At 51.5% G+C, this 12,763-nt stretch carries 13 protein-coding genes; 11 read left to right on the top strand and 2 right to left on the bottom strand.

The window, feature by feature from the left end:
- The first annotated feature begins 13 nt into the window (after positions 1-13).
- The gene (mlaA, locus tag EC843_RS07165) at positions 14-772 is read left to right on the top strand and encodes a phospholipid-binding lipoprotein MlaA (protein ID WP_064544704.1); all 759 of its coding nucleotides are present in this window, start codon (positions 14-16) and stop codon (positions 770-772) included.
- A gap of 66 nt (positions 773-838) precedes the next feature.
- On the opposite strand, the gene fadL is transcribed toward mlaA, so the two are convergent.
- The gene (fadL, locus tag EC843_RS07160) at positions 839-2,161 is read right to left on the bottom strand and encodes a long-chain fatty acid transporter FadL (protein WP_064544706.1); all 1,323 of its coding nucleotides are present in this window, start codon (positions 2,159-2,161) and stop codon (positions 839-841) included.
- Between the two features lie 375 nt (positions 2,162-2,536).
- On the opposite strand from fadL, the gene EC843_RS07155 reads away from it, so the two are divergent.
- The 4 genes from EC843_RS07155 to sixA all read left to right on the top strand — a co-directional run bounded on the left by EC843_RS07155 (position 2,537) and on the right by sixA (position 7,246).
- Positions 2,537-2,821 carry a YfcZ/YiiS family protein gene (locus EC843_RS07155; protein WP_064544709.1) on the top strand — a complete coding sequence of 95 codons (285 nt, stop codon included), beginning with the start codon at positions 2,537-2,539 and terminating at the stop codon, positions 2,819-2,821.
- 281 nt (positions 2,822-3,102) lie between these two features.
- Complete coding sequence (gene fadI / locus EC843_RS07150; RefSeq protein ID WP_133521975.1) at positions 3,103-4,413, top strand: acetyl-CoA C-acyltransferase FadI; 1,311 nt, start codon at positions 3,103-3,105, stop codon at positions 4,411-4,413.
- The gene (fadJ, locus tag EC843_RS07145; protein ID WP_133521974.1) at positions 4,413-6,536 is read left to right on the top strand and encodes a fatty acid oxidation complex subunit alpha FadJ; all 2,124 of its coding nucleotides are present in this window, start codon (positions 4,413-4,415) and stop codon (positions 6,534-6,536) included. The genes fadI and fadJ overlap by 1 nt, the downstream gene beginning before the upstream one ends.
- 221 nt (positions 6,537-6,757) lie before the next feature.
- A complete protein-coding gene (gene sixA / locus EC843_RS07140) occupies positions 6,758-7,246 on the top strand; it encodes a phosphohistidine phosphatase SixA (RefSeq protein WP_064544715.1) in 489 nt (162 codons plus the stop codon).
- Between the two features lie 150 nt (positions 7,247-7,396).
- Here sixA and smrB read toward each other — a convergent pair whose 3' ends face one another.
- Positions 7,397-7,948: an endonuclease SmrB gene (gene smrB / locus EC843_RS07135; protein ID WP_121815757.1), complete on the bottom strand. Its 552-nt coding sequence runs from the start codon at positions 7,946-7,948 to the stop codon at positions 7,397-7,399.
- 170 nt (positions 7,949-8,118) lie between these two features.
- Between smrB and prmB the strand changes: the two genes are divergently transcribed.
- The 6 genes from prmB (at position 8,119) to EC843_RS07105 (ending at position 12,727) form a co-directional block, all read left to right on the top strand.
- Positions 8,119-9,051 (top strand): 50S ribosomal protein L3 N(5)-glutamine methyltransferase, encoded by a 933-nt coding sequence (prmB, locus tag EC843_RS07130; RefSeq protein ID WP_121815165.1) that lies wholly within the window; start codon positions 8,119-8,121, stop codon positions 9,049-9,051.
- 79 nt (positions 9,052-9,130) lie between these two features.
- Entirely contained in the window at positions 9,131-10,216 is a 1,086-nt protein-coding gene (gene aroC, locus EC843_RS07125; protein WP_133521973.1) for a chorismate synthase, read from the top strand.
- Positions 10,217-10,220: 4 nt separating this feature from the next.
- Positions 10,221-11,045: a penicillin-insensitive murein endopeptidase gene (mepA, locus tag EC843_RS07120; protein WP_121815167.1), complete on the top strand. Its 825-nt coding sequence runs from the start codon at positions 10,221-10,223 to the stop codon at positions 11,043-11,045.
- Positions 11,046-11,056: 11 nt separating this feature from the next.
- Positions 11,057-11,854: a sulfite exporter TauE/SafE family protein gene (locus tag EC843_RS07115; protein WP_121815168.1), complete on the top strand. Its 798-nt coding sequence runs from the start codon at positions 11,057-11,059 to the stop codon at positions 11,852-11,854.
- Positions 11,855-11,870: 16 nt separating this feature from the next.
- Entirely contained in the window at positions 11,871-12,425 is a 555-nt protein-coding gene (locus tag EC843_RS07110; RefSeq protein ID WP_166642053.1) for an elongation factor P hydroxylase, read from the top strand.
- Positions 12,426-12,451: 26 nt separating this feature from the next.
- Positions 12,452-12,727, top strand: a complete 276-nt coding sequence (locus EC843_RS07105) for a YfcL family protein (protein WP_133521972.1) — start codon at positions 12,452-12,454, stop codon at positions 12,725-12,727.
- Positions 12,728-12,763: the final 36 nt, after the last annotated feature.

The raw sequence follows: 12,763 nt of genomic DNA, 5'->3' as shown, positions 1-12,763 counted from the left end.
CAGGGAGAGAATTATGAATTTCCGCCTCACTGGGCTGGCATTGGCTGTGACTGTTTTGGTCGGCTGTGCCAGCTCGGGCGATACACAACCGCAAGGGCGTTCGGACCCGCTAGAAGGGTTCAACCGCACGATGTACGACTTCAACTTTAATGTGTTGGACCCGTATGTGGTGCGCCCGGTGGCTGTGGTATGGCGTGATTATATGCCGCAACCGGCACGTAATGGGATAAGTAACTTCACCAGTAACCTCGAAGAACCTGCCTCTATGGTGAACAACTTTATCCAGGGCGACCCGTATCAGGGGATGGTGCATTTCACTCGTTTCTTCCTGAACAGCTTGTTGGGGATGGGTGGTTTAATCGATGTTGCGGGGATGGCGAATCCGAAGTTACAACGTCTTGAGCCGAACCGTTTCGGTACTACGCTTGGGCATTATGGCGTGGGTTATGGCCCATATGTGCATTTACCGGCATACGGTAGCTTCACGCTCCGTGAAGATGGCGGTGAGTTGGTCGATGATTTGTATGCGCCACTGTCCTGGCTGACCTGGTGGATGTCACTGGGTAAATGGACGCTTGAAGGTATCGAAACTCGTGCGCAATTGTTGGATTCCGAAGGCTTGCTGAAGCAATCTTCAGACCCCTATATTTTGGTGCGTGAAGCCTACTTCCAGCGCCATGATTTCCAGGCCAACGGCGGGAAACTCACGCCACAAGAGAATCCGAACGCATCAGCTATTCAGGATGATCTAAAAGATATCGACTCTCAGTAACCTTCTGGAATGAGAGACATAAAAAAGGCGAAACTGAGGTTTCGCCTTTTTTTTCACCGTTAACTATTAGAATGCGTAGTTAAAGTTCATGCCGTACAGCCAGGCTTTACCTGCAGACTGGAAGGTGTATGGACCTTCTTTGATCTCAACGTTCTGGCCGTGCATGTAGGAAACACCGACATCGACAGACGCATCTTCGTTAAATGCGTAGGTGGTACCCGCACTGATCCAGAAGCGGTCCTGATCCGGGATAGAGATTGAACGATGGTCTGCCGGAACTGGGCTATCGTCAAATGCAATACCGGTACGGAAGGTCCAGTTCTTATCCATAAAGTAGGTGGTACCTAAAGCAATACGGTACGCATCTTTAAAGCTTTCATCTTTATAGAACAAAGTCTGGCCGTTGGTGCCAGTGGCTTTCAGCTCCTGGAACTGGCTCCAGCTGGTGTAAGCGATGCTGTAGTGAATCGCCCACTGTGGATCAACTTTGTTATAACCGGACAGTTCCCACATTTCTGGCAGGTTCAGCGTCAGAGAACCTGGAACGGTTTGCCCGTTGGTACCAGCAGGCAAGCCAAATCTGGACAGCAGTGGGTTATACGCAGAAGGCAGGTTGCTCTTATAGTCGCCGTCGAAATCGATTTTGATTTCTGAGCGATACGTTAAGCCGTAACGGTTGTTCTTATCGATTTCATAAAGAATACCGGCGTTCCAGCCATAACCCCACTCGTCACCTTTCAGGTGCGCGATTTGAGTATCGCCAGGAATACGGGAAACCGGGCCTGCCAGTGACGGAGGCAATGCGCCAGAACCGGCAACGATTTGGCCTAAATCACCTGCGTAGCGCTCGATTTTAGCTTTAGCGTAAACCGCATCAAAGCCAAGACCGAAGCTCCAGTTGCTGTTCAGGCGGTATGCGCCGCTCAGATTCAGGTTCATCGTGGTCAGATCGGTCTTACCACCCATCGAACCTGCGGTGTAATCGTCGGCAAATTCTGTCGCCAAACCGTAGTTAGAGGTAACAGAAGCACCCCAACCAAACTGTTCGTTAATCGGTGCAACGAAGTGGATGTTTGGCACCCAGGCGGTCGGTGCGATGTTATTCGCATCGGTGCTGCGGCCTGTTGGTGAGGTTCCGGAAATATTGACGTCGGGATCAATAAAGACGGCACCGCCAGAGAAAGAAGGGCGGTCAAACATCATAATTGTTGCAGGGTTACGGCTGGCAGAGCCCGCATTATCTGCAACTGCACCTTCCCCCGAATAAGCTCGGCCCAGGCCAGAGGAAGAGAACTCGTTTAATTGAAAGCCGGCCGAGTACGCCTGCGAAGAGACTATTGCCACTGCAACCGCGAGGGCTGACTTTGTAAACAGGTTTTTCTGGCTCATGACCAAAACCTCATCGTAGATTTATTTTTATACAAACAATGTTACATACCGTAACAGGAGCGCGAATAGTAGGGGCTGATCTGTTACAGAGAAATCAGACCAGTGGCGAGAGTATAGGTCTGACCAGATGGAATGTTGCAAGTTTGTATCTAAGAATTTTCAAATTTGATCGTAGAAACGAGATCTGCCTGGCAAAATCGGGTTCTTCGTCACTACGCAAAATAGGTGAATCTTGTTTTAGATCATTTTTAAGTGTGATTTGGGTCACTTGCGGATTTTGACAAGATTAACGACTGGAGTCGCTTCAACAGGGAGCGTAAAATAAGCAGGAATTGTTTAATCCTATTCAATGCGAAATACAGAGGAAATCATAAAATGAGTAAGAACACTGCTGATGAAACCCCGGTTTGCTGCTGTATTGATGTTGGTTCCATCATCGATAACACCGATTGCACAGCAACATACAGCCGCGTGTTTGCAACCCGTGCTGAAGCTGAAGAAACTCTGGCTGCGCTGACCGAAAAAGCACGTGCCGCAGAATCTGAACCTTGCCAGATTGTTCCGCGTTATACCGAAGAAGCTGATGGCGTACGTCTGGATATCGACTTCACTTTCAGCTGCCAGGCTGAAACTATGATCTTCCAGCTCGGCCTGCGTTAAATGTAAAAATGTCGGATGGCGCAAGCTTATCCGACCTACAAGTGCCAATCGTGGGTGGATAAGCGAAAGCGTCATCCACCTTCTTTCACTTTAATATCCTTCTTTAAAGCGTGTCCCCCCTCCCAATTCTTTAGTCCACCGGTTGGCTGATTGTAACTTTTTGGTTAAAACTGTGATCAGGTCAGACCACTATTGGTCATTTACAATTTTATTCCTGGAAATATGCAGTTACAGCAATACGGCTGTTGTTTCATAGACAAAGGGAAAAACAGGGGAGCGTTATGAGTCAGGCACTTCCGCTGGTCACCCGTCAGGGCGACCGCATTGCCATCGTCAGTGGGTTACGCACACCGTTTGCTCGCCAGGCTACGGCATTTCACGGTATACCTGCCGTCGATCTCGGCAACATGGTGGTCAGCGAATTGTTGGCCCGCAGCGAAATTCCCCCAGAAATCATTGAACAATTGGTTTTCGGCCAGGTTGTCCAGATGCCGGAAGCGCCAAACATTGCCCGTGAGATTGTCCTGGGGACAGGAATGAGCGTGCATACCGATGCCTACAGCGTCAGCCGTGCTTGTGCGACCAGCTTCCAGGCGGTGGCGAACGTCGCCGAAAGTCTGATGGCAGGCACCATTCGCGCGGGGATTGCCGGTGGTGCTGATTCATCATCCGTTTTGCCCATTGGCGTCAGTAAAAAACTGGGGCGCGTACTGGTGGATGCCAATAAAGCGCGCACGCTGGGGCAGAAGCTGAAACTGTTTTCACGTTTGCGCCCGCGCGATTTATTACCTGTTCCACCAGCCGTTGCGGAATACTCAACCGGTTTACGGATGGGCGACACCGCCGAGCAAATGGCGAAAACTCATGGAATTACTCGTGAACAACAAGATGCGCTGGCGCATCGCTCCCACACCAAAGCAGCGATTGCATGGCAAGAAGGCAAACTGAGCGAAGAGGTCATGACTGCCTTTATCCCGCCTTATCGCCAGCCTTTCAGCGAAGATAATAACGTTCGCCAAAATTCGTCGATTGCCGATTATGCGAAACTGCGTCCGGCGTTTGACCGCAAACACGGTACGGTGACTGCGGCAAACAGCACTCCGTTAACCGACGGGGCGGCAGCGGTTATTCTGATGACCGAATCACGCGCCAAAGAATTGGGTTTGAAGCCGCTGGGCTATTTGCGCAGTTACGCTTTCACTGCGGTTGATGTCTGGCAGGACATGCTGCTCGGCCCCGCATGGGCAACACCGCTGGCGCTTGAAAGAGCAGGCATCACATTGAATGATCTGACCTTATTCGATATGCACGAAGCCTTTGCTGCACAGACGCTGGCTAACCTGAAAATGCTCGCCAGCGAGCGTTTTGCTCGCGATGTATTAGGCCGCGCTCATGCGACCGGCGAAGTGGACGACTCTAAATTTAACGTTTTAGGCGGCTCGATTGCTTACGGACACCCGTTTGCTGCAACGGGGGCGCGCATGATCACGCAAACGCTGCATGAACTGCGGCGCCGTGGCGGTGGATTTGGTTTGGTTACCGCCTGCGCGGCAGGTGGCCTGGGTGCTGCAATGGTTCTGGAGGTCGAATAATGGAACAGACTTCTGCTTTCAACTTGCATGTCCGCCTCGACAATATCGCCGTTGTGACAATTGATGTGCCGGGCGAAAAGATGAATACCCTGAAAGCCTCTTTCGGGCCTGACGTGCACAACATTATTAAACAGGTTCGCGATAACACGGCCCTGCAAGGCTTGATATTTATCTCAGGAAAGCCTGATAACTTTATTGCCGGTGCTGACATCAACATGATTGCCAGTTGCCAGACTGCGCTTGAAGCCCAAACGCTGGCGCAGCAGGGCCAGCAAATCATGGCGGAAATTGCAGCGCTTCCGATTCCGGTGGTTGCGGCTATTCATGGCGCGTGTCTCGGCGGCGGGCTGGAACTGGCGCTGGCCTGTCATTCGCGTATCTGCACCGATGATGAAAAAACTAAACTCGGCTTACCTGAAGTGCAGTTGGGTCTGTTGCCGGGTTCTGGTGGCACACAGCGTTTGCCGCGTTTGATTGGCGTCAGCCATGCGCTGGACATGATCCTGACCGGGAAACAATTGCGCCCGCGTCAGGCGCTGAAACTGGGGCTGGTCGATGAAGTGGTGCCGCAGTCGATTTTGCTGAAGGCGGCAGTTGAACTGGTGGCAAAAGGCCGCCAGCCATCGCGCATTTTGCCGGTTAGAGAACGTATTCTTGCAGGCCCGCTTGGCCGTTCACTGTTGTTTAGCATGGTGGAGAAAAAAACCGAGCAAAAAACGCGCGGTAATTATCCTGCCACGTTGCGCATTATCGAAGTGATAAAAATCGGGCTTGGGCAGGGCAGTTTTAGTGGTTATGAGTCGGAGGCGAAAGCCTTTGGCGAACTGGCGATGACGCCACAATCAGCGGCATTACGCGGGTTGTTTTTTGCCAGCACAGAGCTTAAAAAAGAGCACGGTGCTGATGCACCTCCACGGCCGATAAATGCGGTTGGCGTGTTGGGCGGTGGCTTGATGGGCGGCGGGATTGCCTTTGTCACTGCCACCAAAGGCAAATTACCGGTGTGCATCAAAGACATTAATAACGACGGCATTAACCATGCGCTGAAATACAGTTGGGATTTGCTGGATAAAAAAGTGCGTCGTCGCCATCTGAAAGCGGCGGAGCGCCAGCGTGAAATGGCGCGGATCTCCGGCGGTACTGATTATCATGGTTTCCATAACCGTGACATCGTTGTGGAAGCCGTTTATGAAGATCTGGCGCTTAAGCAAAAGATGGTTGCGGAAATCGAACAAAACTCCGCACCGCATACTATTTTTGCTTCTAATACTTCCTCGCTGCCGATCGCCGATATTGCGGCAAACGCCGCACACCCTGAACTTGTCATCGGTCTGCATTACTTTAGTCCGGTAGATAAAATGCCATTGGTTGAAGTTATCCCACACGCTGGAACCAGTGCGGAAACCATTTCCACAACCGTTGCATTGGCTAAAAAACAGGGCAAAACACCGATTGTGGTGGGCGATAGCGCAGGCTTCTACGTCAACCGTATTTTGGCGCCTTACGTTAATGAAGCGATGCGTTGCCTGGTGGAAGGGGAGCCTGTCGATAAAATTGATAATGCGCTGGTGGCGTTTGGTTTTCCGGTCGGCCCAATCCAACTTTTGGATGAGGTGGGAATCGATGTAGGGACTAAAATTAGTCCTATACTTCAGCATGCTTATGGCGATCGTTTTGCCGCACCACAAAGTATTGCAGCAATATTGAATGACGATCGCAAAGGTAGAAAAAATGGGCGTGGTTTCTATCTTTATCCAGGGAAAGGGAGTAGAAGCAAAAAGCAGGTTGATGCTGCAATTTATACCCTGCTGGGCGTTTCGCCAAAAGGCGCGCTGGCTGAAAAAGAGATCGCACAACGCTGCGTGATGATGATGCTCAATGAGGCGGCTCGCTGTCTCGATGAGGGCGTGGTTCGCAGTGCTCGCGATGGTGACATCGGCGGCGTATTTGGTATTGGTTTCCCACCGTTCCTCGGTGGCCCGTTCCGTTATATGGATACACTGGGAGCGGGTGAAGTCGTCGCGCAGTTGCAACGCCTGGCTAGTCAGTACGGGGAGCGTTTTGCTCCTTGCGACCGACTTTTACAAATGGTGGAAGAACAACGAAATTTCTGGGGAAAGTGAACCTCAGAAATGAAACTGTAGTCAAAGAAACATAAACATATGGCTCGGTGAATGGATGCTGGTCGGTCATTTAATAAACAGTGATTGACTATACTTGCACCATTGAGGTAAAAAACAGCGTTTCATTCGATGTACGGATAAGGCACAATGCCCGGCTGCTGAATTCTCCTCTCAAGTTTCAGGGGAATTCAAGCATTCCTGGTTAACAAAAGCGGTGCAATATGCAAGTTTTTATCATGCGTCACGGCGACGCAGCACTCGATGCCGCCAGCGACTCGGTACGTCCACTCACCCAGTGTGGTTGTGATGAATCCCGAGTCATGGCGACTTGGTTGAAAGGTCAAGTAGCGGATATCGAACGTGTTCTGGTGAGCCCTTACCTGCGAGCCGAACAAACCCTGGATGTAGTGCGGGAAGCACTGAGTCTTCCAGGTAAAGAAGACATTCTGCCGGAATTGACACCGTGCGGCGATGTGGGCCTGGTGGGTGATTACCTGCAAGCTCTGGCAAATGAAGGGGTTGAATCAGCGTTGGTGATTTCCCATTTGCCGTTGGTCGGCTACCTGGTGTCTGAGCTCTGTCCACAAGAGACACCTCCGATGTTCAGCACTTCGGCTATTGCTAATGTCACACTTGATCCCGAAACCGGGAAAGGGGTGTTCAACTGGCAGATGAGTCCGTGCAATCTCAAGGTTGCTAAAGCTATCTGAAAGCCGTAAGCATGAAAAAAAGAGCCGCGAAATGCGGCTCTTCTTATTTGTGCGATCATACGATAAGTTTGGTGGATGACGCTGCGCTTATCCACCCTACAAAATCAAAATCGTAGGTCGGATAAGCGCAGCGTCATCCGACATAAAATCTTAAGGCAATTCCGGCGGCATCCACTCTTCGATTTCAATCAACACCAGCAATGCGGCATCACCGCCATACTCTTTCGGCGCCTGGTGAAATGCCATAATGTGCGGGTGTTGCGCCAGCCACAGCGGTGTTTGCTGTTTCAATACATGTTTTCCATGCCCGTGCATCACACAGGCACAAAATACGTGTTCACGACGACAAGCGGCGATTAACGCACCTAATTCTTGTTTGGCTTGTAACTGCGTCAGGCCATGTAAGTCGAGGAATAACTCTGGCGAATAATCACCACGACGAATTTTTTTCAGCTCAAAGTGGCTGACATCTTCGCGCACATAGCGCGTAGGGCCTTCTGTCGCCAGGCGTGGCTGGAATTCATCAGAAAAATAATGACTGGCATCGGCTTGTTCCTGTAACAGCCGTTTCACCGGGACTTGCTGTATTTTCTTGCGCATTGGACGATGAACAATCGTGTCCTGAGTCAGTTTTTTGGTACCGCTCATCAAACCACGGAAAAGGTTCTGATCATCAACGCTGAGCGGAGTTTTCTTTTTCATCTGGCTCATCTCGCATTCGTTATTGCCGCTAGTTTACCTGGTTTGCCGTCCATCACTAAATAAAACGCAATTTTCCCGACGGTGAGCGTAATTGATATGCTGATTTGTCGCGGTCTTCATGGCAAACTAATCGATTATTGAATTAGCGCGAACGGCCTGCGGAGGGCAACGTGGATAAAATTTTCGTCGATGAGGCAGTGAATGAGCTGCACACCATTCAGGATATGCTGCGCTGGGCAGTAAGTCGTTTTAGCGCCGCCAACGTCTGGTATGGTCACGGTACCGATAACCCGTGGGACGAAGCCGTTCAGCTAGTGCTGCCAAGCCTCTATCTGCCGCTGGATATTCCAGAAGATATGCGTACAGCACGCCTGACTCCTAGCGAGCGTCATCGTATTGTTGAGCGCGTGATTCGCCGCGTAAACGAGCGCATTCCGGTCGCTTATCTGACTAACAAAGCCTGGTTCTGCGGCCATGAGTTTTATGTTGATGAGCGTGTGCTGGTGCCACGTTCCCCGATTGGCGAGCTTATCACCAACCGTTTCGCCGGTCTTTTCGACCAGGAACCACACCATATTCTGGATATGTGCACCGGCAGTGGCTGTATCGCCATCGCTTGTGCTTATGAATTCCAGAATGCGGAAGTGGATGCGGTCGATATTTCTTTGGATGCGCTGGCAGTTGCCGAGCAAAACATCGCTGAACACGGTCTGGAAAACCAGGTAACGCCGATTCGTTCCGACCTGTTCCGCGACCTGCCGAAAATTCAATACGACATTATCGTCACTAACCCGCCGTATGTGGATGCGGAAGATATGTCTGACCTACCAGGCGAATTCCGCTTCGAGCCGGAATTAGGTTTAGCTGCGGGGACGGACGGCCTGAAACTGGCGCGTCGTATTCTGGCGTGTGCCCCGGACTACCTCGCTGATGGCGGCATCCTGATCTGTGAAGTCGGGAACAGCATGGTACATCTGATGGATCAGTATCCGGATGTGCCGTTCACCTGGCTTGAGTTCGACAACGGCGGTGACGGCGTGTTTATGCTGACTAAATCGCAGTTGATTGACGCGCGTGAACATTTCAGCATTTACAAAGATTAATCTGTGCAGGCGGGCCTTTTGGCCCGTCTTCTTTTGCTGACAACACAACGAAAATGACAACGGTAAGGAGCTGTGACAAATGGCAGGAAATTCTATCGGACAAGTATTTCGCGTAACGACATTTGGTGAATCCCACGGTGTGGCGTTGGGTTGTATCGTTGATGGTGTGCCGCCCGGCATTCCGCTTACCGAAGCTGATTTACAACACGACCTCGATCGCCGCCGCCCAGGGACGTCCCGCTATACCACGCAACGTCGTGAACCTGACCAGGTCAAAATCCTTTCTGGTGTATTTGAAGGCGTGACCACCGGTACCAGCATCGGTCTGTTGATTGAAAACACCGATCAGCGTTCACAAGATTACAGCGCAATCAAAGACGTGTTCCGTCCGGGCCACGCTGATTACACCTACGAACAAAAATACGGCCTGCGCGATTACCGCGGCGGTGGTCGTTCTTCCGCCCGCGAAACCGCGATGCGTGTAGCCGCTGGTGCAATTGCTAAAAAATATCTGGCGCACAAATACGGCATTACCATTCGTGGCTGCCTGACGCAAATGGGCGACGTGCCGCTGGAAATCAAAGACTGGGATCAAGTTGAGCAGAACCCGTTCTTCTGCCCGGATCCGGATAAAATTGAAACGCTTGATGAACTGATGCGCGCGCTGAAAAAAGAAGGCGACTCCATTGGTGCGAAAGTCACCGTGGTGGCGGACAATGTGCCACCAGGCCTTGGCGAACCGGTATTTGATCGTTTAGATGCCGATATTGCCCATGCGCTGATGAGCATCAACGCGGTGAAAGGTGTCGAAATCGGTGATGGCTTTGGCGTAGTCAATCTGCGCGGTAGCCAGAACCGTGACGAAATCACTAAACAAGGTTTCCAGAGCAACCACGCTGGCGGCATTTTGGGTGGTATCAGCAGTGGTCAGCAAATTATCGCCAATATGGCGCTGAAGCCGACCTCAAGCATTATGGTGCCGGGCCGTACGATTAACCGCGAAGGCGAAGAAGTTGAGATGGTCACCCGTGGCCGCCACGATCCTTGCGTCGGTATTCGTGCTGTTCCTATCGCCGAAGCCATGTTAGCGATTGTTTTGATGGATCATATGCTGCGTCAACGTGCTCAAAACGGCGACGTGACTTTCCCTCTTCCGCGTTGGTAATGCGATGAAAAAAATGCTCGTCGGGCTGCTGGCGTTACTTGCCAGCACCGCTACTTTTGCAGCCACTCCGTGGCAGAAAATTAGTCATCCGATTGCGGGTAGTGCGCAATCTATTGGTGCTTTTTCTAACGGCTGTATCGTTGGTGCCCACGAGTTGCCGCTAAACGATCCGCGCTATCAGGTGATGCGCCAGGATCAACGTCGCTATTTCGGTCACCCCGATTTAGTGATGTTTATTCAGCGCCTGAGTAATCAGTCCACACAGCTTGGTCTTGGTACGGTGTTGATTGGTGATATGGGCATGGCGGCAGGTGGGCGTTTTAGCTCAGGCCACGCCAGCCACCAAAGCGGGCTGGATGTAGACATCTTTTTGCAGTTACCTAAAACACGCTGGACGTCTGCACAGTTACTTAAACCGCAGGCGCTGGATTTAGTCGGCAGCGATAATCAGCATGTGGTACCGCGTTTGTGGCAACCTGAAATTAGCAGCCTGATCAAACTTGCGGCGAAAGATAACGACGTCACGCGGATCTTCGTCAATCCGGCGATTAAGCAACAATTGTGTCTGGATGCCGGAGCCGATCGTGACTGGCTACGTAAAGTTCGCCCGTGGTTTGCTCATCGTGCGCATATGCACGTGCGTCTGCGTTGCCCGGCTGATAGCCTTGAATGCGAAGATCAACCCTTACCGCCGCCAGGCGACGGTTGCGGGGCTGAATTGCAAAGCTGGTTTGCACCACCGCCTCCTGGGAGTAGTGCACCGAAAAAGAAAACTCCACCCCCAATTCCGGCCTCATGTCAGGCCTTACTGGATGAGCACGTTCTCTAACGGATAAAATCATGGAATGGTTTATGGTTTCCCCCCTGATGCTGGCGGTGCTGTTTTTTGTCGCCATGGGTGCAGGGTTTATCGATGCTCTGGCGGGTGGGGGCGGTTTGATTACTATACCCGCATTGTTAGCGACAGGAATGTCACCGGCTCAAGCTCTGGCGACCAACAAGTTGCAGGCCTGCGGCGGTTCAGTTTCATCCTCGATCTATTTTATTCGCCGCAAAGTGGTCAGCCTGCAAGATCAGAAACTCAATATTCTGATGACGTTGATCGGCTCAATGACCGGTGCGTTACTGGTTCAGCATGTAAAATCAGACGTGCTGCGCCAAATTCTGCCAATACTGGTCATTAGCATCGGTCTTTACTTCTTATTGATGCCAAAACTGGGTGCCGAAGACCGACAGCGTCGCTTATACGGCCTGCCATTTGCGCTGGTCGCTGGCGGGTGTGTCGGGTTTTACGACGGTTTCTTTGGCCCTGGTGCGGGTTCTTTTTACGCGCTGGCATTTGTCACGTTATGCGGCTTTAACCTCGCCAAAGCCACCGCTCACGCCAAAGTGTTAAACGCCGCGTCTAACCTCGGTGGCTTACTGCTGTTTATCATTGGCGGGAAAGTGATTTGGGGAACCGGTTTTGTGATGATGGCCGGGCAATTTATAGGGGCGCGAATGGGATCGCGTCTGGTATTGAGTAAAGGCCAAAAACTGATCCGCCCGATGATAGTGATTGTCTCGGCGGTGATGAGTGCCAAACTCTTATTTGATAGCCACGGAACGGAGATCCTCCATTGGTTGGGGATAGCTTGAGATGACAACCGCAATGATGACAATAAAAACAGAACACCATTATCAGGAACTTATCGATATTTTCGATGGCTGCTTTAAAGACGATTTTAATACACGTCTGATTAAAGGCGACGACGAACCGATCTATCTTCCAGCAGATGCGGAAATTCCTTATCACCGTGTAGTGTTTGCCCACGGTTATTACGCCAGCGGGATGCACGAGATTTCCCACTGGCTTATCGCTGGCAAAGCGCGCCGTGAACTGGTGGATTTTGGTTACTGGTATTGCCCTGATGGGCGTGATGCCGAGACACAAAGTAAATTCGAGGATGTGGAAGTTAAACCCCAGGCACAGGAATGGTTACTGTGCGTGGCAGCCAACTTCCCGTTCAATGTCAGTTGCGACAACCTGAGCGGCGATGTCGACCCGGACAGAATCGCCTTCCAGCGTCGGGTGCATGCGCAGGTGATGATTTACCTGCAAGAGGGCATACCGGCTCGCACGGCAAAACTGATTGAAGCACTGCGGGAGTATTACAAAACCCCGCCGCTGGCCGCAGAACAATTCCCGTGGCCGGAAGATTTAAATTAATTACCTGCAAAAAAAGAGGAAGTACGATGATCGCGGAATTTGAGACACGCATACTGGCGCTAATTGATGAAATGGTTGAGACAGCCAGTGATGACGAGCTGTTTGCCAGCGGTTATCTGCGTGGCCACCTGACTCTGGCTGTTGCCGATGTAGAGCATGGTGAAGATCACAGCCCGGAAGCGCTGCACGGTGCGGTATCCGGCAGCCTGGAGAAAGCGATTCAGGCAGGTGAGCTTTCGCCGCGCGACCAGTCTTTAGTGCTGGGTATGTGGGACAATTTGTACCAGCAGGCGAAGTTTTAAGATATTCCCCCTCACCCTAACCCTCTCCCCAGGGAG

It is taken from the genome of Buttiauxella sp. JUb87, assembly GCF_004361975.1.
Taxonomy (GTDB): domain Bacteria; phylum Pseudomonadota; class Gammaproteobacteria; order Enterobacterales; family Enterobacteriaceae; genus Buttiauxella; species Buttiauxella ferragutiae.
This window is presented reverse-complemented; position numbering and strand designations above follow the sequence as displayed.